Source organism: Paenibacillus sp. FSL H3-0286 (assembly GCF_045040705.1).
GTDB lineage: Bacteria > Bacillota > Bacilli > Paenibacillales > Paenibacillaceae > Paenibacillus_AQ > Paenibacillus_AQ odorifer.
Map to the genome: position 1 here is coordinate 643,267 of NZ_CP150285.1, position 20,951 is coordinate 664,217.

Sequence of the window (20,951 nt, forward strand, 5' to 3'; positions counted from 1 at the left end):
CACTTTTGATGAGATAGCTGCACTGGAGTCCGAAAATGTGCCCAAAAGGCGGTAATTGAGCCAATAACGCCTCCTGAGTCCGTAAGCGTCTGAGGATGCACTCGGTGTTATCGTATCTGAGTCCGTAAGCGTCTGAGGATGCACTCGGTGTTATCGTACCTAGATCTGTAAGTACTTGAGAGTGTATTCGTGTTATCGTGCTAGGTGCGTAAGCCCAAAGGATGAGTGTGACTCGGCGGCAACGGACCCAGTAGTCCCTAAACGTTGCATTTATCGACTTTTGGCGTGCTATCGGACTCCATAGTCGCTATTGGCATAAAAATCGCCCGAACAGAGCCACTTTGAATGAAATAGCTGCACTGGAGTCCGAAAATGTGCCCAAAAGGCGGTAATTGAGCCAATAACGCCTCCTGAGTCCGTAAGCGTCTGAGGATGTATGCGGTGTTGAGTGCCTGAGCCGAAAGTGTCTGAGGATGTATGCAGTGAGTCGCTCGCTATTGGCATGACCCCAAGGGCTGATTTAGTGACTTACCTGCGGAACCCAGCTTATGGAGCAGTCTCATTTTCTTTCTTGTTGATCCCTTTTCAGTATAATTTTGGCGGATAGGATTTGGAGAGACGGGGGATAATTTCTAGGAAACCTAATTCTGACAGGAGTGACTACTGTGGAGGAACGGCCAGCAGGTGGGAACAGCAATACGTCTCAAAAAAACACAAAATCTGAGCAGACTCTGAGTACGTCACTGGATGAAATGATGACTTTGTTTAGAGACATATTCAAGAACGATGGAACGCTTAGAATCAGAGTGTTTAGCAACATGTTTAGTGATAGTCTTCGCTTTGGATTAGTCTATGTTGACGGAATGGTTGACAAACATATGATCCAAGAGGGGATTATCAAGCCCGTCATGGCATTTGATTTTACCGAAAAGGATTGTGGCAATAAAGCCGAGCTGATGGAGAACATCCGGACGCAGGTCATTAGTATTAGCGATGTGGTTGCCTCTGAGAATTTTGATGAAATGATCTATGCGATTATAGCTGGCAAGACCTTACTGTTGATGGACGGTTATGCCGGTGTTCTGAACATTGGTGCACAGGGTTGGGAGACGAAAGCTCTTGCGGAACCGGTTACCGAAAAAAGTGTGAAAGGTCCAAGGGAGGGATTTACGGAATCACTGTTAGTAAATCTCACTCTTATTCGGCGCAGGGTACAAGATTCCGAGTTAAAATTTGTTTTTAGTTCACTGGGAACACGGTCCAAAACACCGATATGTATCTGTTACATGGAGGGGTTAGCATCACCGGCTATTCTCAAAGAATTACAGAATCGAATGGAACAGATTGACATAGATCTTATTCTAGATACGGCATCTCTGGCGGAATTAATTAGAGACGAGCCCTATTCGCCCTTTGAAATGACAGGAAGTACAGAGCGCCCGGATGCCGTAGTCAGTAACATGATGGAGGGCAGAGTTGCCGTGCTCATTGAAGGCAGCCCGTTTGCAATGACTGTTCCCTATGTATTTGTAGAGAATTTTCAAGCCAGCTCGGATTATTACATTAACTTTTATTTTGGTTCCTTCAATCGAATGTTGAGAGTTTTTGGAGCTTTTTTGTCGATCAGTATACCTGCTCTTTACGTAGCTTTAGTTACCTATAGCCAGGAAATGATCCCAACCATGTTGTTGCTCAGTATTTCTACTGCAAGAGTAGCAGTCCCTTTTCCTACAATAGTAGAAGCGTTATTCATGTTAACTATATTTGAAATATTAAGAGAGGCGGGTGAGCGGATACCTACCTATATAGGACAGGCTATCAGTATCGTAGGCGCTCTCGTGTTAGGACAAGCAGCAGTGGAGGCTAGAATAGTTAGTGCTCCAATGATTATTGTAGTCGGTTTAACAGGGATCATGACGCTACTTAACCCTAGGTTGACCGGTCCTTTAATTATCGTAAGAACATTGCTGCTGGGTGCGAGTTTTTTTCTAGGGATATATGGTTATTTTCTTGGAATGCTTGGTTTAGTAGTTCATTTGATGAGTCTGCGTAGTTTTGGGGTTCCATACATGCTTGGAGTAGGCTCAATCCGTCCTCAGGACATTAAAGATACAGCGATCAGGGCGCCGTGGTGGCATATGTATCTGCGTCCGGCGTTAATTGGGGCACGAAATATGAGGAGAAAAGGTTCCAATAAAATAAGGAGAAGACCATGAGCAAGCTGAAAAGGATACTTCTGATTGTTACATCCATGATGCTTCTGATCTGCAATACAGGCTGCTGGAACTACTTTGAAATTGACGATATGTCGATTGTTGCCGGGGTCGCGATTGATAAGGGGAAAAAAGACGGTCAGTTATTGGTGACAACAGAGATTGTAGATACAAAGGAAGGAATGAAATCAAGTCAGGCTGGCTTCAAAATGATCACGCTCGCGGGCGAGACCATGTTTGATATTGTGAGGGGAATGATCTCGATCACTGGAAAAAAGTTATTTTGGAGCCATTCTAAGGCGATTATCCTTAGTGAGGAGATTGCAAGGGAGGGAGTCACCAAAGTAATAGATTGGTACAACAGGGATACGGAAACCCGATCGGATGTGTATATTTTTGTCGCTAAAGAGAAGTCGGCTCAAGAAATCATAAGTCTCAGCAGTTCGACTGAGAGTATTATGTCCTATGCACTTGCACAGCAGATGAGGACTGAGAAAAATGTAAGTACAGCGCCGGTTGTGGAAATTTGGGACTTCATAGATAAGCTCGAGGCTTCTGGTGAATATGCCATCGCTCCATTAATTTATGTTCATGAACAAAATAAGACGAAGAATGCACGAGTTAGCGGAACAGCTATTTTCAGGATGGATAAAATGATCGGTATGATCAGTGGCGAAGAAACGAAATACATGTTGTTTGCCAACAATCAAATCCAGGGAGGTGTGTTAATCGTAAAGGATGAAAGTGGAGAACCTGCCTTTTCCCTCGAAATTTTATCCAATCGTACAAAAATAAAACCTGTATGGATAAACGGTAAGCTCCAAATAAAGCTTAATACACTGACACACGCAGGACTGGACGAGGTCAAATCTTCGGGGGAATTCAATAATCTGGACAGCAAGAAGACTATAGAAAGGTGGGCTGAAAAAGAACTGGAGGAGCAGATTCTCTCCGTTATTCATAAGGTTCAGAAGGATTACCAAGCAGATATTTTTGGATTTGGAGAGCTTCTTCATGAGAAAATGCCACGGACCTGGGAGAAAATCGAGAAAAACTGGGGGAAGGAATTTTCCAACGTAGAGATAGTAGTGAATTCCAAGGTGATTATCGAGAGCAGTGCACAAACGTCAAGGTCTATCAAGATTCATCAAAAATAGGTGATAAAATTGGTTGTTGTGGTCATATTTATCTATGCGGTAATTGTTTTGAGTGATCCTTATGGTCTATGGAAACAGGGGATGAAGCGGGATTTTTATGTTTCTTCCGCACTATGTCTGGTATCATTCTGTATTGCTTTTGCATTGGCAATGAGATGGTCACTCCCTAGTCCTTCACCATACCTAGAACACTGGATTAAGATGCTATTTTAGGGGACAAGCCTAAGGGAGAATAGAGTATGAACAAAGAGATCGTATCAACAGGGCATGCTATTAGTATTGCTGTCTTGTTTATTATGGGGACTTCAATATTTATGGGTGTGCCGGGAGAATCCGGTAACAGTAACTGGATCGCCGTATTATTAGCCATGGTACTGGTGGTCCCACTGCTGCTGATATATGCCAGACTACACATCCTATTACCAGGCAAGGATCTATTTGATATGTTGATTACCGTGTTTGGAGGCGTCTTGGGTCGAATCATTTCTTGTCTCTATATTTGGTATACCTTTCATCTAGGGACACTAATTCTTAGGGTTTTTGGAGAATTCAGTAGATCCGTTACTTTAACCGAAACACCAATGATAGCACCTATGGCATGTCTTGGACTGTTGTGTATATGGATAGTTAAGGCTGGGATTGAAGTGCTGGGGAGAAGTTCTAAGCTTCTATTACTGTTCGCAATATTTGTTAATCTAGTCATTGTCACCTTAGCTTTTTCCAAAATGGAATATCATCACCTACTTCCGCTGTTGGATAAAGGCTGGAAGCCATTATTTAACGATACGCTGGGCACATTTTCTTTTCCATTTGCAGAGGTTGTAGTCTTTCTGGGGGTATTCGGTAATTTATCGAAGAAGAGCTCAGCGAAGAAGGTATTATTTGGTGGCGTAGCGATTGCTGGGGCAATTATTATTATGGCTACACTACGGAACCTATTGATGCTGGGTCCTGAGGTCTTGTCTAGTTTATATTTTCCGGCTTATGTGTCTGCAGGGCGTATTAATGTAGGAGATTTTTTGACCCGAATTGAAGCGTCATCGGCAGTGGCTTTTGTAATCACAACATTTATAAAAGGAAGTTTATGCCTTTACGTATCTTGCATTGGAGTAGCTAAAGTATTCAAGCTCAAGAGTTACCGCTCCGTTGTGCTTCAGATGGGACTACTCATGATCTATTTTGCGGATTTTGTGTACAAGGATATTATGGAAATGTACTATTTCTCTTACCATATTTATAAAATATACGCCTTTCCTTTCCAGGTGATTATTCCGTTGATATTATGGATTTGCGCTGAAATTGTTGTGAGCCGAGGTAAAAATAAACAGATAGCGCCGCAGTCGCAGCAATAGCTCTAAATAGGAGGATACAGGTGTCTCGTGAGCCATAAAAAGTGGCTGTTGGGATGCTTGTGTCCTTTTTGTTATGAGTAATTAGGTGAAATCCCACATTCGGAATCTTAGCGGAGCGCATAGTTGTTATTGATTAGCGTCCTCTGAGTCCGTAAGTTTCAGGAGAGGGCGATGATGCTATAATGATAGATACATAGAATAGAGATTACTTTTTTTGAGAACAGGGGAGCTGATCTATCATTGAATACATATATTCTTATATATGATAGCTTTGTGCAGTTTGAGGTTACATTGGCAGCTTATTTTATGAAAACAAAGGGTGAGGTTTATACCTTAGGTTTGGAAGATAAGGCGTTAATCTCCTGCGAGGGTTTTTCTGTGAATCCATCCGTATTGGTTGAAAATGTGGACGTTAGCACCATAGATTTATTGATTATCCCTGGTGGGGAAACAGATAATTTAATAGGGCAGGAGGCTCTATTAGATTTAATCAGAAGCCTGAATGGAGCAGGCAAAGTCATCGCGGGCATTTGCGGTGGGGTATCCATTCTTAAGGCAGCCGGAGTACTGGATGGTAAGGTTTATGTGGACAATGAATCTGGCGTATCTAACGTCGTTGTCGATGGAACAATCATTACCGCTAAGCCGAATGGATATGTAGATTTTGCGCTTGAAATTGGGCGAGTAATGAGTATCTATAAAGATGAGGCAGATTTGCAAGAAACGATAGATTTCTTTAAACATTTTAAATCCGTTTAAGGAGTAGAAGAGGGGAAACATGTATGAACGTTAGCAATATCATTATGTCCTCTTATTGGGGTAGAGAGGTTAAACATAAATATATCACCCAAGGGTCCAAAGCGCTGGCTGTTATTTTTCCGGGTAAAAATTATTCAGTTGATCGCTCTCTGCTGGATTATGCGGCTAAAGCTGCCCGGGAGCATAATTGTGATGTTCTGCTTTTAGAATATGGTTACCAGAGTGCTAGGGTGGATTTCAAGCGTGAAGAAATGAGTATTATCATTGAGGAATGTAAAGCCGTGATTGCTTCTCTGCCGGATTATAAGAGGTTTCTTTTTATAAGTAAAAGCATGGGAGCTGTTATTGCAGGTAGAATAGCTGAAGAGCTAGAAATACAGAAGAAGACGTCTCATCTATATATCACCCCGTTGCCTGAGGCGGTGCCGCTGATTCAGCGGAGTCGGGGGACTGTAATTTATGGTGGCAGTGACCCCTTATTTGGTGAAGAGCATTCGGGTGAAATTAGTGGGCTGAATCATTTGAAGGTGTATAGAATCGATGATGCCAATCATTCGCTGGAGGTAGGCAGTGTCAACGAGTCACTAGCAATACTGCTGGTCATCATTAATTTCTATCATGAATTTTTCCGGGATGCTTTAAATTAATAACTTTAGGAGATGATGAGTGTGATTTTGGAAGCTGCGATGCTGCAAGTGAAGCCTGGTTTGACTACTGAATTTGAGCAAAGCTTCAAGGAGGCATCAAGCTTAATCTCCTCGATAGAAGGTTATATGGGCCATGAATTACAACATTGCTTGGAGGATGATCATAAGTATCTGTTGCTGGTGAAGTGGAGAACGCTTGAAGACCACACTGTTGGATTTAGAGAATCCAGCCAATATCAGGAATGGAAAGCACTCCTTCACCATTACTACGACCCATTTCCGGTAGTTGAGCATTTTACCCGCATTAATCTGGACTAAATGGAGGATACCGAATGAAGGCCAAGCTTGTTGGGGAAGGCAGAACAGCGGAGATCTGGCAGCATGACGATCAGAGGATTCTTAAATTGTATCGGGAGGATATAGCAGAGCAACACGTCAGCCGGGAATATAAAATCAGCCAGTTTGTACATGCGCGGGGTGTTCGGACCCCCCAGCCTTTTGAGCTTATTTCTGAACAGAATCGACAAGGTATCGTTTTTCAACAAATTCAGGGTCCCTCTTTACTAAAGGTGATGGGTGAGAAGCCTTGGAAAGTTACCCAATATGCCAGGCTGATGGCGGGGCTTCATTGTGATTTACATAAGCTTGAAACTACAGAGGAAATCGGCCAGCAAAAGGATATGCTGAAAAGTCAGATCATGGTTGCCCCTATGCTGAGCGAAGAGGAAAAATCCGTCATTTTGAAGTATCTGGAGAAGCTGCCGGAAGGCACTCGTTTATGTCATGGGGATTTTCATCCCGACAATGTGCTTATGGATGAACAGCTCTGGGTGATCGACTGGATGACGGGTGTAGTGGGAGAACCTGCTGGAGATGCTGCGCGTTCCGTAGTGATGTTCAGTTTGGGAGCTATGCCTCCGGGAGCTTCGGCCTTCTCCAAATTAATGTTAGGTTTTATAAGAAAAAGATTAACTAAGGGATACATTCAAGAGTATCTCAGATTATCAGGACACACTTATGAGGACGTAGACCGCTGGATTTTGCCGATCGCTGCCGCACGTCTGGTGGAGGGGCTTTCGCCTCCAGAGAAGGAGCTGCTGGTAAAAGAAGTTCGTAAACGTCTACACACCTTAGCCGCAGAGGTAAGCTGATCATGGCACAAAAACGGAGGCGTATTCTATGACTACCTATATAGCGCTGCTGCGTGGAATTAACGTCGGCGGGAACAAAATTATTAAAATGTTGGACCTGAAGGCGTTGTTTCAGTCTCTTGGATTTGCAAATGTACGAACGTATATTCAGAGTGGAAATGTCGTTTTTGAGAGTGATGAAGGTTCGGTAAGCCTGCTTAGAGGAGTCATTGAACGTCAGATTCATGAGGTTTTTGGATTCGAGGTCTCTGTTATTATCCGTACTTTAGCAGAAATGGAGAATGTGATCGCTAACGATCCCTTTCAGCTGTCCGAGCCAGAGGAATTCAAAAGATGGTATGTTACTTTTTTACCAGCCGAGCCTTCAGGGGAAGCATTGGATAAACTGTGCACTTATGAGAATGGACCGGATAAAGTGCGTTTTGTCGGCAGAGAGATGTATATATTATATGAGGTCAGTGTGAGCCAATCATCGCTTTTTAAAGTCCCTTTTGACAAAATACTCGGGATGCCCATTACCGCACGCAACTGGAACACGGTGAATAAGCTTGTTGCCATAGGCAAGATGGAATAACAAGTTTGGATTGAACAGGGTACCGAAAGGCTCCACATTGTGGGGTCTTTTTTGCGTTCCGGCAGCCTCATTTATTCAGCAAACATTCAGCTTGCACTCATTGAGAGTTAAGGTATGGATGAAATAATACACCTACGGAAAGCTTGGGCCGGAGTTACAGAACTGCCGGCATATAGAATGATCAAGGGATAGGAGTGAAATGGAGATGAGTTTTGCTAGAAAAATAAGCTCGGATCTTATACTGTGGCTCATTTTAATACTCGCTGCTTTTTTGTACGGTTATGGAGTTTGGAATGACCACTATGTGAATACATACTACACCACTGCCGTGGGAAGTATGCTGCAAAACTTTCATAATTTCTTCTTCGCTTCACTCGACTCTGCAGGTTCAGTCACGGTGGATAAACCACCGGTCACCTTTTGGATTCAGACTCTTAGCGCACTCATTTTCGGGCTGCATGGCTGGAGTGTAATTTTACCTCAGGCGCTTGGGGGCGTGGGCTCCGTGTTGCTCGTATACCTTCTGGTAAAACCTACCTTTGGTAAAGCAGCAGCTCGTTTAGCAGCGCTGGCCATGGCAACAACTCCAGTAGCGGCGGCTGTTAGCCGGACGAATAACATTGATGCTTTGTTAGTATTCACGTTACTGTTGGCGGTTTGGTTTTTATTTAAAGGAACGAAGAGTAATAAGCTGGGCAGTCTCCTTGCCGCATTCGCTTTAATCGGTGTTGGGTTTAATGAGAAGATGTTGCAGGCTTATATGGTATTGCCGGCTTTTTATCTCTTTTATGTCTTGGCTGCGAAAGTGAACTGGAAGCGAAAAACTGGAGTATTAGCGGCCTCGACAGCTATATTACTCGTGGTCTCGTTATCCTGGGCAGTGATAGTGGATTCGATTCCCGCTAGTAAACGACCTTATATCGGCAGCAGCGGTACTAACTCCGTGCTCAATCTTGCCTTTGGTTATAATGGTGTCGCCCGATTGACGGGTGATCGGGGGACAGGTGGTGGCGGAGGTGGAATGCCTTCAATGAATGGTGGTGAGATGCCGAACATGAATGGCGAGATGCCAGCTATGAACGGTGAAAGACCCGCTATGAACGGGGCAGATGCTGAAAATGGTACGGATAGCGGACGTGGATCATTTTCGGGTCGGCAAGGTATGAATTCAACCTCAGACAGTCAAAATGGCGCCGATGATGGAGGTTCTCCAGGGCAACCACCCGGCGGCGGAACAGATAATCAAAACCGGCAATTTGGTGGTGAAGGTGGGGGTCAAGGACAACGCGGCGGCATGAATGGCGGCGGAGGTGGAATGTTCAATACTGGAACCGCAGGTCCACTGCGCCTGTTCCAATCAGAGCTGTCAGGTCAGGCAAGCTGGATGCTGCCTTTTGTATTGTTTGGTTGTATTGGATTATTCGCTAATCTGCGGAGAAGGAACTTTACGCAAGGGCATAAAGAAGCTCTATTCTGGTTAGCATGGCTGGTGCCGGTGATGGGATTCTTCAGTATTGCGGGATTCTTCCATCAATATTATCTGGTGATGATGGCTCCGCCGATAGCCGCGCTGGTCGGTGCAGGCTGGTCAAAGCTCTGGAGTCTGTATCGTGAGCACTCTGGTTGGCTGTCATGGCTATTGCCAGTTGCGACGCTGGTTACAGCAGTTTTTCAATGGTACATTATTCATCCTTATGACGATACGATTGGCAGGGGCTGGTCGATTGGCATTCTGGCTGCCGGTATAGTTGTTTCTTTGGTGCTGGTCGTTCTTAAAGGCAAGCAGAAGCCATTTGTTTTCTCGGCAAGTATTGTTGCTGTACTAGTATTGTTAATTGGCCCGCTCTACTGGGCAGCTACCCCAATTACTTATGGCCTGAATAGCCAAACCCCTGAAGCAGGACCAGGGAGCAGTGAGAGCAGAGGAGGAATGGGCGGCAATTCTAGCAACTTTGGGCGTAATAGCGCCACAAGTGCGAACGAGAGTCTGTTGTCCTATCTGGAGGAAAATAATACTGGGGAGCCTTATCTGTTTGCCGTATTGGATTATGGCACAGCAGCTCCTTATATCGTCGATAAGGGGGCATCGGTTGTTATTCTGAACGGGTTTTCCAATTCGGACACAGTATATACCACAGATACCCTAGAGGCGTTAGTAGAGAGTGGAAAGGTGAAATACTTCCTGCTGAGCAGCGGCGGTATGGGGGGTGGACGTGGAGGGAACTCTACGCTATCTACCTGGATTACCGACAATGGTACAGAGGTTCCAGCAGCGGATTGGGCAGGAAACGATGCTGGTAACAGCGGAACGTTATACAAAGTTACAGTTAACTAGTTCAGTGTTTTAGAGTACGAAGCGTGCTAATACATTTGCAGGCACGCTTCAGCATTCAAATTAAAGGAGGAGCTGCTCATGAGCATCAACGTGCGCTATTCCATTATTATACCGATGTTTAATGAAGAGGCAGTCATTCAGGAAACGTATCGCCGTATTAAAAAAGTGATGGCAATGACGGAGGAAGTGTATGAGCTGATCTTCGTGAATGACGGCAGCACCGACAACTGTGCCCAGATGATCGAGGAATATAGCTACTGGGATGAGAGTGTGAAGCTGATCGATTTGTCACGTAACTTCGGACATCAGATCGCTATTACTGCCGGAATGGACTATGCCCTTGGGGATGCAGTTGTCATTATTGATGCTGATTTGCAAGACCCGCCTGAGCTGATCTTGGACATGATTGCGGAATGGAAGAAGGGGTATGAAGTTGTATATGCTAAACGGGTGAAGCGTAATGGTGAATCCTTATTCAAAAAGTGGACGGCCAGCCTCTTTTATAGAATTCTGCGTTATTCAACCGATATTTCTATCCCTGTGGATACGGGTGATTTTCGGCTTATAGATCGTAGGGTCTGCGAAGAGCTCAAACGTCTACCGGAGAAAAACCGTTTCGTGCGCGGACTGGTCAGCTGGGTTGGTTTCCGTCAGAAGGCGATTGAATATGAACGGGATGAACGTCTGGCGGGGGAAACTAAATATCCACTAAAACGTATGATCAAGCTCTCTTTGGACGGAATTACCTCCTTTTCCTATAAGCCGCTGAAGCTGGCAGGATATTTGGGCGCACTGCTGTCGGCTTCTGGTTTTCTGTACCTTATGTATGTTTTGTACCTGGTGATTTTTACAGACTCAGTTGTTAAGGGCTGGGCTTCGATGATTGGAATTACGCTGACCTTCAACGGATTTGTACTCATTATGCTAGGAATACTAGGTGAATATGTCGGCCGGATTTATGACGAAACTAAGGGACGTCCGCTTTATATTGTCCAAGAGTTCTATGAAGGTAAGGGGCAGCAAAAGAACATTCGTGAGCACCCTGTGACCCATCTCCGTAAATAAACTGCAAGGGAGGGATTCATGATGAAGATTAGAAAAGCTGTCATTCCCGCCGCGGGCTTAGGCACTCGTTTCCTGCCTGCCACTAAGGCTCAGCCAAAAGAAATGCTGCCCATTGTGGATAAACCAGCGATTCAATATATCGTAGAAGAAGCCGTCCGCTCTGGTATTGAAAGTATTATCATCGTGACCGGCCGCAATAAGAAGTCGATTGAAGATCATTTTGATAAATCGGTGGAGCTGGAGCAGACGCTTTTGGAAAAAGGGAAAGAGGATCTACTTCGTGAAGTCCAGCTAATCAGTGAGCTAGCGAGCATCCATTACATTAGGCAAAAAGAGCCGCTGGGACTAGGCCATGCCATCCTTTGTGCGGAACAATTTATCGGTGATGAACCTTTTGCTGTTTTGCTTGGTGACGATATTATGGTTTCGGAGGACCCGGCGCTGCTGCAGATGATGAGATTGTATGAGCAAGAGGAGCAGACTATCGTCGGTGTGCAGCAGGTGCCACGGCAGGAGGTTAACAAATATGGGATTATAGCCTCCAGCGGCTCACTAAATGGAGTTCATGAAGTAAAAGGATTGGTAGAGAAGCCCTCGCCTGAAACAGCACCTTCAGAATACGCCATTATGGGGCGATACATTTTGGAGCCTTCGATATTCTCAGTGCTGGCTAACCTCAAACGTGGAGCGGGCGGTGAATATCAACTGACGGATGCTTTGCACGAGGTATGCCGGCAAGAAGGCTTGCTGGCGCTGGATTTAATCGGGAAACGTTATGATATTGGTGATAAATTTGGTTACATTAAAGCCACACTGGAGGTAGGTTTGATGCGGGAGGATTTGCGCCCATTATTGGTTCCGTATTTGCAGGAGCTGGCTGCTAGTCTTAAGGGAAGAGAAGAAGAAGTGGATTCCTTGCATTGGAGTATACACAGTTGAGGGAGAGGAACTGTTTCAAACGATCATAACATCGGCTTCGGCGGTGGGATGAGGTTTTGAAGCAGTTTTTTTGCGTGTGGTGTTCAAAGGACGGTGAGGGACGAGCAAATAAGTGTACTTTATACAATTAAAAGTATGGGGGGACAGCTGCAAATCGATTTAGTTGTACTTGATACATCTATATCTTTACATTTTAGCTAGAATGCTCAGTTAGCCTGTTTTTAGTTGCATAAAATACACTTAAAACAGCCGTGTGGGTGTTATTGTATGAAATAGCTGCATCAAGTGCAGTTATTTTTAAATTTCGTAACTTGTTTCTCCTGGGTGACGAAAAAATCCGAAAGACCGATTCCTAAGAATCATCCTCCGGATTTATGTTTTGAGTATAGATTAAGCTTTCAGCACATCATGATCAACGTAACGCGCACCATTTAACTCGCTAATTACATTAATAGCTACCTTCGCACCATCGCCTGCGGTAATAATGGCATGTACACTTACTCCAGCAACAGTACCAGCTGCCCAAATGCCTGCGATATTCGTTTTGCCTTCAGCATCAACGGCTACTACAGTTTTGATTCTTGGCTCTGTACCATCCTTAGTCTCTACGCCAGCTTTGGCAGCTAGATCTGTAAGGGCGCCTGTGGCGAGAATGACATGTTTTGCTTCATAGATAATTCCATCTTCAGTTTCAATGACAAAACCATTGCCGCTGGAGGTGAGGTTGATAGCCTGTTCGGAAACCAGCTCAGCGCCAAATTTAACGGCTTGCTTGTGGCCGGTTTCGACCAGCTCAGGACCACCTACTTCGGAAATTCCATAAAAGTTCTCAAACCAACCTCTGCGGGTCATGCCCTTATCGTTGTCGATCAGCAGCGTTTTTTTGCCCGCCTTGGCGGCGAACAGGGCTGCGCTTGCACCGGCAGGACCGGCGCCAATTACGGCGATTTCGTACATGTATTTACCTCCTAAAAGTTTTGTGGAGCGATGCTCCAGTTCCTCTTAATTATAACGGTTGTTACTCTTCCTTGGCTAATCCTTCCTCGCAAGGCAGACTAACCGTAAACGTTGTGCCCTCGCCAACGGTGCTATTTACACTAATCTTGCCGTGATGTGCCTCGACAATAGATTTTGTAATGGAGAGACCCAACCCTGATCCGCCGTATTTACGTGTACGAGAGGAGTCACTGCGGTAGAATCGATCAAAGATATGTGGGATGTGCTCTCCGGGAATTCCGTAGCCATTATCCCGCACGCTTAATAGAGCTTGATTTCCTTCCGCTTGTAAAGAGAGATGAATGCTCCCTGTCGTGGCATTGGTATGCTGAACTGCATTGTGGAACAGATTCAGAATCACCTGCTTGAGCTTATAGGGATCATATTTACCACGGATGCCATAGGAGATATCAAAAGTAACTTTACGTTGATCCGCGAGCAAAAGCAGATGCGGCTTCATTTCGTGAATTACCTCGCTGAGAATCAGATCAGTCATCTGCAGCTGTGGAGCTCCATCCATTCGAGCGAGCAGTAGCAGATCCTCGACCAGCTTATTGATCCGTTTCGATTCACCATGCATGCTTCGCAACGAGTTATATAACTGTTCTTTATTATCGGCGGCGCCCCGCAGCAAGACCTCAAGAAAACCGTGTATTGAGGTAAGCGGAGTTCTAAGCTCGTGGGAAGCATCGGCAGCGAACCTGCGCATCTGCTCCTTGGCCTCCCGTTCATTATGAAAGGATATTTCGAGACGTTCGAGCATACCATTGAATGAATGAGCAAGCTTGTCGATCTCGGCCTGTCCTTGGTCAACTGGAAACCGAATATCCAAATTACCGGCATTAATGATCTCAGCCGATTCTCCCATATTAGATAGAGGAACTAACGTCTTTCGCAGGGCCGGCAAGTATAGGAATAATCCAGTCAATAAAGCAATCACTGACAAACCTGCGTAGATCAGCAGCTGCTGCATTATCACATCCGTCAATGGCCCCGTGCTCACACTCATTTGCAGCAGCAATCTAGTATTTCCAGGCCTATAAAGATTCATGAATATGGCTAGATGTTCAGTGCCGTCTTCAGCTTGGATGAGCTTGTAATTTCCTGTTGCCCTATCCGTGGTGTGAATCAGCAGCGCATCGTATTGCTCATTGGTCAGCCTGGGTGCTGCTATATCTGAGAGGGTTAATTGCTGTAAATCCCTGAAGGTGCCATCCGAGCTGTACATGGCGAGAGTTGTATGGGCATCAAGCAAAAGCGGACGCCGGTTCTCGCCAGTTCGCAGCCCACTTGGCATTTTATTCATGTCTTCTCTTTCCAACGGGAAATTGCTGTTAAACTCGTTGTTTGTGTCATTTATACCTGTGCTGTCCTCGTCATAGGAATTAAAAAAGTTAAAGAACATCTCACGGGGGACAGAACGTATTTGCGCTTCCATAGACTCGGCTCTATTGCTGTATATAAAATCTCGCATAAGGATATATTGTAAGACTCCAATTAGCAGCAGCAATCCTGATAGAATAAGCAGCGATGTGGCAAGCAGCTGTTTACGCAGGGAACGTGGTGCAGGCAGTCTGCGAAGCCATCTGAAGATGGGAGTGCTCATAGATCCACCCGGTAGCCTGCACCCCGCAGGGTACGGATAATACGGTGCTCCTTATCTCCGAGCTTCTCACGAAGCGAACGGATATAGACCTCAACAATATTTTCCTCACCGCCAAAATCATAGCCCCACACTTTATCAAGAATCATAGGCTTGCTGAGTACAAGGCCGTGATTGATAACGAGATACTGTAATAACTCGTATTCCGTAGGGGAGAGTTCAAGTACTTCCTCCCTGAAGCGAATTTCCTTTCGCCGACTGTCAATTCGGAAAGAACCGCAGCGGACCTCACCTAGCAGCCCCGGAAACTGATTCCGCAGCCGCGCTTGGATCCGCGCTAGTAATTCATCAAAGCTGAAGGGCTTGACCATATAGTCGTCAGCACCAATAGATAGTCCTTTTACGCGATCATCCACTTCGTCTTTTGCAGTAAGCATGATGACAGCTACCTCTGTCTCTTCTGAGCGCAGATAGTGACATACCTCGAATCCATCCATACCCGGCATCATAACATCCAGGATAGCTACATGGGGCTTGAATTCAGCTGCAATCGAAATGGCGCTTAGCCCGTCCGACGCGGTTCGTACTTCAAAACCTTCGTTAAGGAGACCCAGCTCCAGGAACTGTAATATATGAGGCTCATCATCTACGAGCAGAAGTCGAACTCCTTGTACTGCTTTCATCATAGGTTCCTCCAAATCGGTGATAGATAGCTTCATTATGCCATATCCGGTTGAATATTTGCTGAAGACCGAATGATTCTTTTTCTAGAATAAATGAGTGAATTTCTTTCACATGGCTTTAAATTGGTTAATCTAGTTATAAGGAATATTAACGTGTTTAATGACAAACAGGGTTAAAAATTCCGGATTTTCGGAATTGCGATAAAGGGTTTTGACGAAGAATATAGAACACTTTACAATAAGGATAATCTCCTGATTCAGGCTCCTGATTTTGGAGAATGCTCTCCCTATTTTAGGTTAGATCATCCGAACGTGTAAAATTTCCTTCCTCGTTTTTTCAACTTTGTCATCTTCCTATCAAGGCTCATTTCTTTCTGGTGTATTTCTTTTCTAATTCACTTCTTTTTGGAATTCTGTTCATTCATCCTAGGTTTGCTGAACTTTATATTACCCATAAGTCAAGGGAGGCTTTTCCATGAAGAAAAAAGAAATGGTAGCCATGCTATTGGCTGGAGGCCAAGGCAAAAGATTGAAAGGTTTAACCAAATCGCTTGCCAAGCCCGCTGTCTATTTTGGGGGCACTTATCGGATCATCGACTTTCCTTTAAGTAACTGCTCCAACTCGGGTATTGATACTGTTGGTGTATTGACACAGTATGAGCCACTTATACTACATTCTTACATCGGAGTAGGCAGTGATTGGGATTTGAACCGTAAGAATGGTGGAGTATTCGTATTGCCACCGCATGAACGTGAGAATGGAAGCAGCTGGTATCGGGGAACAGCCGATGCGATTTATCGAAATCTTAAATTTGTAGATCAGTTCGACCCCGAGCATGTTCTTATTCTATCCGGTGATCACATTTATAAAATGGATTATCATGCTATGCTGCAATACCACAAGGAGAGAAATGCAGATTGCACAATTTCTGTGATTGACGTTCCGCTGGAGGAAGCAAGTCGATTTGGAATCTTAAATACGGAGGATGATCTGAAAATTTACGAATTTGAGGAGAAGCCTGCACAGCCAAAAAGCACGCTAGCTTCTATGGGTGTGTACATCTTTAAATGGGAAATTCTCCGCAAGCATTTACTGGAGGACGGAGAGAATATAGGGTCATCTCACGATTTTGGTAAAGATATCATTCCTTTGATGCTGGAAGATGGGAACTCTTTATTTGCGTACCCTTTTGAAGGGTATTGGAGAGACGTCGGTACGGTAGCAAGCCTGTGGGAAGCGAATATGGATTTACTGAGCGATAATCCACCGCTTAATCTAAATGATCCCAGCTGGCGCATATTTACACGTAATCCGAATCAACCTGCCCAATATGTCGCACCTGGGGCGAAAGTGTCAGGATGCATTATTAATGAAGGCTGCATTGTGCATGGTGAAGTGAAGCACTCGGTTCTTTTTTATGGCGTAGAGGTAGGTGAAGGCAGTGTGATTACGGACTCCGTAATTATGCCTAAGGTTAAGATTGGTAAGAACGTACGCATTCATAAAGCGATTATTAGTGAGAATACGATAATCGACGATTATATGGAAATAGGCATCGAGCGGGAGAACGAGAACGAAATTCTGCTGATCGACAATAAAAGCAAAAAACGTAAATCAGCTGTGGCCAAAACCATATAATCAAGCTAAAACGCCTTCGGCGTCCTTCTAGGGACGGTAAGCGTTTATGCGAGATTTATAAGGATAAAGTATATAGTGAAACTTATACTTTCTTATAAATTATAAGAGGACGGTGGATTCCGATGAAGCAACTCATGGGTGTAATTAATCTGGATCATGAACTCGATAAACTAAATGAACTCACTTATTTCCGCTGTGGTGCAGCCGTACCTTTTGCCAGTCGTTATCGGTTGATAGATTTCGTGCTTTCCAATATGATGCGTGCGGATCTGGAGAGCGTGGGCCTGTTTGTTCGCCGTAAATACCGTTCTTTAATGGACCATTTGGGTGACGGGAAATCTTGGGATATGAATCGCAAGCATGGGGGACTATTTATTTTGCCTCCGGACTGGAATGATCCCACCGATACTTCTCTTGGCGACCTTCAGCATTATCATAATAATCTGGATCTTTTTAAACGGGGATCTGCTAAATATATTGTGTTTTCCGGCAGCCAGCATATTAATACTATCGATCTCCAGGACTTGTACAGCTACCATTTGGAGAAGGGTGCCGATGTTACAGTAGTATACAAAAAAATAGAGCAATTGCAGCCAGAGCATGAGTTATGCCAGCGTATTGAAGTGGACGAAGAGAATAATGTGACCAATATCCATCATGAGAAGGATCATCCCAATTTATATCTCGATATCTTCATTATGGAGAAAAAACTGTTCCTGGAGCAGGTGGAACATTGCATTGCACATGGGGAGAGTTACTTTTTCCGTGATGTCATTCAGAAAAACCGCCATAAATTCAAAATCGCTGCTTATGAGTATCATGGCTATCATGCCGTAATTAATTCATTGGAAAGCTATTATAAGAATAGTCTGGAGCTGCTTCAGCAGGAGAATTACTTTAGTCTGTTCAAAGAAAGTCCAGTGCAGACGAAGATTAAATATGAGGCTCCTACCCGATATTTAGAGAGCGCAAATGTCAGCAATTCACTGGTGGCTAACGGCTGCATTATAGCGGGAACGGTGGAGAACAGCGTGATCTTTCGTGGGGTTCAGGTACGTAAAGGAGCGAAGATCATCAACTCTGTAATTATGCAGAAGTGCATTATAGAGGAAGATGCTGTTATTGAGAATGTGATCATGGATAAGGACGTACATTTAAGTAAGAATCGAATTCTCGTCGGGGATAGTAAACGTCCATTTGTGATCGCCAAGAGCAGCAAAATATAAACCAACTGGATTAGATGAAACGAAACAGTATAACCTATCTGATCTACAGGCATAGTCTAATGCATCCCTAAAAAAAGCTTTTGTCAGGAGGAACCTGCTGTTGTTTAACGATAAAGAAACTTTCAAACAGGTGTTTCGCGAGACGCTCATCAGTAAATTGGGCAAACCTTTGGAGGAAGCCTCGAATGCTGATGTCTATAAAATATTAGGCAACATGATTCGCGAGAATGCCGGGAAAAATTGGGCGGATACCAATCAAAAGTACAAGACGGATAAGGATAAGCAGGTATACTATTTTTCTATGGAGTTTCTGATCGGAAGACTTCTGGGGAACAATCTGCTGAATATGGGCGTGCTGGAGGTCGTGCGTGAGGGATTGGCCGATCTTGGTTTCTCGCTGCAGGATATTGAGGAGGTAGAAGCCGACGCTGGGCTTGGCAATGGAGGACTTGGACGTCTAGCTGCTTGTTTCTTGGATTCACTGGCCTCCCTGCAATATGCGGGGCATGGTTGCGGTATACGTTATAAATACGGCCTGTTCGAGCAGAAAATCGTTGACGGGTATCAGGTGGAACTGCCCGATTACTGGCTGCAAAATGATAATGTATGGGAAGTGCGTCGTGAAGACAAGCAGGTAGAAGTAAGGTTCTGGGGCGTGATTGAGACTCGCGAGGAGAACGGGCGTCTTGTCTTTGAGCATAGTCAATATGAGGCCGTTCGTGCAGTTCCGTATGATGTGCCTATCATTGGTGCAGATCGGCGGCATGTGAATACACTGCGCAACTGGAGCGCGGAGTCCATCACCCAGCCTACCAGAACCTTTGGCTCTTTTGCCGGATCAGACTATCATAAATTCCTGGAATATAAGCGTTCCGTAGAATCCATCTCGGAGTTCCTGTATCCGGATGACTCTCAATACGAAGGCAAGCTGTTGCGGTTGAAGCAGCAATACTTCCTCTGCAGCGCTGGCCTGCAAAGTATTCTGCGAACCTTTGGAAAGCTTGGACTCCCTATACAATCGCTGCCCGACAAGGTTGCACTTCATATCAATGATACACATCCGACGCTTGTAATTCCTGAATTGCTGCGGATTCTGATGGATGTACATGGATTAGGATGGGATGAAGCGTGGAGTATTACAACTCGTATGGTGTCCTATACAAATCATACGATCTTGAGCGAAGCCCTGGAGAAATGGCCTATTCAAATGGTCAGGGACTTGCTTCCACGTATTTTTCTTATTATTGAAGAGATCAATGCCCGCTTCTGCGGCGAGCTGATGAGTCGTTATCCCGGTGATCAGGACCGGATTTCACAGATGGCAATTATTCATGACGATCAGGTTCGCATGGCTCATCTGGCGATTGTGGCGAGCCATAGTGTCAATGGGGTAGCAGCGCTGCATACAGAAATATTGATGAAACGCGAAATGCGGCTCTTTAATGAAATGTACCCGCACCGCTTCAATAATAAGACGAATGGGATTACTCACCGGCGTTGGCTGATGCATGCCAATCCGGATCTGGCTAACCTTATCAATCAATCGATAGGAACCCGCTGGATGAGCCATCCGCAAGAGATGATTGGCTTGATTAAATATTGTGAGGATGCTTCCTTTCAGGAACAAGTAGCCAGCATTAAACGGCGGAATAAGCTCAAGTTGGCTGAATACATTTACAGCAAGCATTCAGTACATGTAGACCCCGACTCTATCTTTGATGTTCAGGTGAAGCGCCTGCATGCTTATAAGCGGCAGCTGCTAAATATTTTGCATATTCTGCATATGTACAACCAAATCAAAGATAATCCTTCGATGGATATGGTACCGCGCACGTTTATATTCGGAGCAAAGGCGGCACCAAGCTATCATTTGGCGAAGCGAATTATCAAGCTGATCAATACTGTGGCGGAGGCTGTCAACAAGGATCCGGATGTTAAAGGCAAGATCCGTATCTTTTTCCTTGAGAATTATTCGGTATCCTTGGCCGAGAAGATCATTCCTGCTGCGGATATTAGTGAACAGATTTCTACAGCGAGTAAAGAGGCTTCCGGTACGGGGAATATGAAGTTTATGATGAACGGTGCATTAACCGTAGGTACGATGGACGGTGCTAACGTGGAAATGCATGAGATGGTAGGGGACAACAATATGTTCCTGTTCGGTCTTCGTGCTGAGCAGGTAATGGATTATTATCAGCATGGTGGCTATCACGCACGTGATATCTACAATGGGGATAGCCGTGTGAAGGAAGTATTGGATCAGTTGGTTAATCCGGGACCTATATGCTGTCATGGTGCGGAGTTTGAGACCATTTTCCATTCTCTTTTGGATAATAACGATGAATTCTTTGTGCTTAAGGATTTCGCAAGTTATGTCGAGACTCATGTCGAGATTGACCGGGCATACCGCAACCGTCAGGAGTGGCTGAAAAAGTCTATTATAAATATTGGTCATTCCGGTAAATTCTCAAGTGATAACACGATTAGCCGCTACGCCGCGGAGATTTGGAATATCAGTCCGGTACGGCTATAGGCTCAACAAGAATAGGCTGTCTTATAAGTAGAAGATTCCTACAAATGAGACAGCCTATTTCTTATGCTCTATAGGGCAG

The 20,951-nt window shown here is 44.7% G+C and carries 17 protein-coding genes; 14 read left to right on the forward strand and 3 right to left on the reverse strand.

Annotation, left to right across the window (positions count from 1 at the left end; all coding sequences use genetic code 11):
- The first annotated feature begins 665 nt into the window (after positions 1-665).
- The 11 genes from MHB37_RS02830 (at position 666) to galU (ending at position 12,192) form a co-directional block, all read left to right on the forward strand.
- A complete protein-coding gene (locus MHB37_RS02830; RefSeq protein WP_139330151.1) occupies positions 666-2,216 on the forward strand; it encodes a spore germination protein in 1,551 nt (516 codons plus the stop codon).
- Positions 2,213-3,370 (forward strand): Ger(x)C family spore germination protein, encoded by a 1,158-nt coding sequence (locus tag MHB37_RS02835; protein WP_076278130.1) that lies wholly within the window; start codon positions 2,213-2,215, stop codon positions 3,368-3,370. Before MHB37_RS02830 ends, MHB37_RS02835 begins: the two co-directional genes overlap by 4 nt.
- 239 nt (positions 3,371-3,609) lie before the next feature.
- Positions 3,610-4,722, forward strand: coding sequence for an endospore germination permease (locus MHB37_RS02840; RefSeq protein ID WP_076303404.1), 1,113 nt, complete (start codon positions 3,610-3,612; stop codon positions 4,720-4,722).
- 240 nt (positions 4,723-4,962) lie between these two features.
- Positions 4,963-5,481, forward strand: coding sequence for a DJ-1/PfpI family protein (locus MHB37_RS02845; protein ID WP_076186261.1), 519 nt, complete (start codon positions 4,963-4,965; stop codon positions 5,479-5,481).
- Positions 5,482-5,504: 23 nt separating this feature from the next.
- Positions 5,505-6,128 (forward strand): hypothetical protein, encoded by a 624-nt coding sequence (locus MHB37_RS02850; protein WP_339246218.1) that lies wholly within the window; start codon positions 5,505-5,507, stop codon positions 6,126-6,128.
- 21 nt (positions 6,129-6,149) lie between these two features.
- Positions 6,150-6,446, forward strand: a complete 297-nt coding sequence (locus tag MHB37_RS02855; protein ID WP_036676767.1) for an antibiotic biosynthesis monooxygenase — start codon at positions 6,150-6,152, stop codon at positions 6,444-6,446.
- Positions 6,447-6,460: 14 nt separating this feature from the next.
- Positions 6,461-7,279 carry a phosphotransferase family protein gene (locus MHB37_RS02860; RefSeq protein WP_076186267.1) on the forward strand — a complete coding sequence of 273 codons (819 nt, stop codon included), beginning with the start codon at positions 6,461-6,463 and terminating at the stop codon, positions 7,277-7,279.
- Positions 7,280-7,307: 28 nt separating this feature from the next.
- Positions 7,308-7,853 carry a DUF1697 domain-containing protein gene (locus MHB37_RS02865; RefSeq protein WP_405168907.1) on the forward strand — a complete coding sequence of 182 codons (546 nt, stop codon included), beginning with the start codon at positions 7,308-7,310 and terminating at the stop codon, positions 7,851-7,853.
- Positions 7,854-8,058: 205 nt separating this feature from the next.
- Positions 8,059-10,188, forward strand: coding sequence for a glycosyltransferase family 39 protein (locus MHB37_RS02870; protein WP_405168908.1), 2,130 nt, complete (start codon positions 8,059-8,061; stop codon positions 10,186-10,188).
- Positions 10,189-10,266: 78 nt separating this feature from the next.
- Positions 10,267-11,253, forward strand: coding sequence for a glycosyltransferase family 2 protein (locus MHB37_RS02875; RefSeq protein ID WP_076138397.1), 987 nt, complete (start codon positions 10,267-10,269; stop codon positions 11,251-11,253).
- A gap of 18 nt (positions 11,254-11,271) precedes the next feature.
- Positions 11,272-12,192, forward strand: coding sequence for a UTP--glucose-1-phosphate uridylyltransferase GalU (galU, locus tag MHB37_RS02880; RefSeq protein ID WP_175617382.1), 921 nt, complete (start codon positions 11,272-11,274; stop codon positions 12,190-12,192).
- 390 nt (positions 12,193-12,582) lie between these two features.
- Here the strand turns inward: galU and MHB37_RS02885 are convergent, their stop codons facing one another.
- From MHB37_RS02885 to MHB37_RS02895, 3 genes are all read right to left on the reverse strand, one after another.
- Positions 12,583-13,149, reverse strand: a complete 567-nt coding sequence (locus MHB37_RS02885; protein ID WP_036676776.1) for an FAD-dependent oxidoreductase — start codon at positions 13,147-13,149, stop codon at positions 12,583-12,585.
- A gap of 61 nt (positions 13,150-13,210) precedes the next feature.
- Positions 13,211-14,794, reverse strand: coding sequence for a cell wall metabolism sensor histidine kinase WalK (locus MHB37_RS02890; RefSeq protein WP_076186276.1), 1,584 nt, complete (start codon positions 14,792-14,794; stop codon positions 13,211-13,213).
- Positions 14,791-15,474: a response regulator transcription factor gene (locus MHB37_RS02895; RefSeq protein ID WP_405169577.1), complete on the reverse strand. Its 684-nt coding sequence runs from the start codon at positions 15,472-15,474 to the stop codon at positions 14,791-14,793. The genes MHB37_RS02890 and MHB37_RS02895 overlap by 4 nt, the downstream gene beginning before the upstream one ends.
- A gap of 475 nt (positions 15,475-15,949) precedes the next feature.
- Between MHB37_RS02895 and MHB37_RS02900 the strand changes: the two genes are divergently transcribed.
- The 3 genes from MHB37_RS02900 (at position 15,950) to MHB37_RS02910 (ending at position 20,872) form a co-directional block, all read left to right on the forward strand.
- Positions 15,950-17,113: a glucose-1-phosphate adenylyltransferase gene (locus MHB37_RS02900; protein ID WP_076275458.1), complete on the forward strand. Its 1,164-nt coding sequence runs from the start codon at positions 15,950-15,952 to the stop codon at positions 17,111-17,113.
- A gap of 122 nt (positions 17,114-17,235) precedes the next feature.
- Complete coding sequence (gene glgD, locus MHB37_RS02905; RefSeq protein WP_036676786.1) at positions 17,236-18,339, forward strand: glucose-1-phosphate adenylyltransferase subunit GlgD; 1,104 nt, start codon at positions 17,236-17,238, stop codon at positions 18,337-18,339.
- A 100-nt stretch (positions 18,340-18,439) separates the two neighbouring features.
- Entirely contained in the window at positions 18,440-20,872 is a 2,433-nt protein-coding gene (locus tag MHB37_RS02910; RefSeq protein WP_076193750.1) for a glycogen/starch/alpha-glucan phosphorylase, read from the forward strand.
- Positions 20,873-20,951: the final 79 nt, after the last annotated feature.

Bases quoted from the DNA above. Each gene is read 5' to 3' on its own strand.
- MHB37_RS02885 (WP_036676776.1), bottom strand. From the start codon at position 13,149: ATGTACGAAATCGCCGTAATTGGCGCCGGTCCTGCCGGTGCAAGCGCA.
- galU (WP_175617382.1), top strand. From the start codon at position 11,272: ATGATGAAGATTAGAAAAGCTGTCATTCCCGCCGCGGGCTTAGGCACT.
- MHB37_RS02870 (WP_405168908.1), top strand. From the start codon at position 8,059: ATGAGTTTTGCTAGAAAAATAAGCTCGGATCTTATACTGTGGCTCATT.
- MHB37_RS02890 (WP_076186276.1), bottom strand. From the start codon at position 14,794: ATGAGCACTCCCATCTTCAGATGGCTTCGCAGACTGCCTGCACCACGT.
- MHB37_RS02895 (WP_405169577.1), bottom strand. From the start codon at position 15,474: ATGAAAGCAGTACAAGGAGTTCGACTTCTGCTCGTAGATGATGAGCCT.
- MHB37_RS02860 (WP_076186267.1), top strand. From the start codon at position 6,461: ATGAAGGCCAAGCTTGTTGGGGAAGGCAGAACAGCGGAGATCTGGCAG.
- MHB37_RS02900 (WP_076275458.1), top strand. From the start codon at position 15,950: ATGAAGAAAAAAGAAATGGTAGCCATGCTATTGGCTGGAGGCCAAGGC.
- MHB37_RS02875 (WP_076138397.1), top strand. From the start codon at position 10,267: ATGAGCATCAACGTGCGCTATTCCATTATTATACCGATGTTTAATGAA.
- MHB37_RS02835 (WP_076278130.1), top strand. From the start codon at position 2,213: ATGAGCAAGCTGAAAAGGATACTTCTGATTGTTACATCCATGATGCTT.
- MHB37_RS02850 (WP_339246218.1), top strand. From the start codon at position 5,505: ATGAACGTTAGCAATATCATTATGTCCTCTTATTGGGGTAGAGAGGTT.
- glgD (WP_036676786.1), top strand. From the start codon at position 17,236: ATGAAGCAACTCATGGGTGTAATTAATCTGGATCATGAACTCGATAAA.
- MHB37_RS02865 (WP_405168907.1), top strand. From the start codon at position 7,308: ATGACTACCTATATAGCGCTGCTGCGTGGAATTAACGTCGGCGGGAAC.
- MHB37_RS02840 (WP_076303404.1), top strand. From the start codon at position 3,610: ATGAACAAAGAGATCGTATCAACAGGGCATGCTATTAGTATTGCTGTC.